We start from the raw sequence: 833 nt of genomic DNA, 5'->3' as shown, positions 1-833 counted from the left end.
CAGCGGCTAACACAATGAGGTGAGGTGGTGCCGTAGACCGTGTCTGTGCGGCCGGTTGAGCCGTTGCCGGTGCATGGGGGCGTCACCGTGGATCGTGTCGGATGAGTTGTGGGAGCGGATCGAGCCGCTGTTGCCGAAGAGGGAGCGTCGGTTCCGGTATCCGGGCCGGAAGCCGTTGCCGGACCGGCAGGTGTTGTGCGGGATCCTGTACGTGCTGCACACGGACATCCAGTGGGAGTACCTGCCGAAGGAGCTGGGGTTCGGTTCGGGTATGACGTGCTGGCGGCGGCTGCGGGACTGGAACGAGGCCGGGGTCTGGCAGCGGCTGCACGAGGTGCTGCTGGCCGAGCTGAACGCGGAACGGAAGCTGGACTGGTCCCGCTGTGTGGTCGATTCTTCGCACGTCAGGGCGTTAAAAGGGGGCTCGCGACGGGCCCGTCGCCGGTCGACCGGGGCCGGGCCGGCTCCAAACACCACCTGATCACCGACGGGCATGGAACACCGCTCGCCGTCATCCTGACCGGCGGCAACCGCAACGATGTCACCCAGCTCCTGCCGCTGCTGGATGCCGTCCCGCCCGTCCGTGGCCGGGTCGGCCGACCGCGTCGCAGAGCGGTGACGCTCTACGGGGACCGCGGCTATGACCACGACTGCTACCGCAAGCAGGTCCGTGCCCGCGGCATCGTGCCCGCCATCGCACGGCGCGGCACCGGGCACGGCTCCGGCCTCGGCGTCTACCGGTGGGTGGTCGAGCGGACCTTTGCCTGGCTCCACGGCTTCCGCCGGTTGCGTGTGCGCTGGGAACGACGAGCAGACATCCACGAAGCGTTCCT

General features: G+C 68.8%; 1 protein-coding gene. It reads left to right on the top strand.

Annotated elements, in window-relative coordinates:
- Window positions 1–73: 73 nt before the first annotated feature.
- Window positions 74–833 (top strand): IS5 family transposase gene (locus tag C3492_RS43855; protein WP_374938440.1). Its coding sequence is split into 2 segments (ribosomal slippage), with 761 coding nucleotides annotated over them: window positions 74–425 and window positions 425–833; the frame shifts between segments, so codons are not numbered across the junction. This gene is flagged as partial in the annotation.

Source organism: Streptomyces sp. Ru62, from assembly GCF_002920615.1.
Classification (GTDB): domain Bacteria; phylum Actinomycetota; class Actinomycetes; order Streptomycetales; family Streptomycetaceae; genus Streptomyces.
This window is presented reverse-complemented; position numbering and strand designations above follow the sequence as displayed.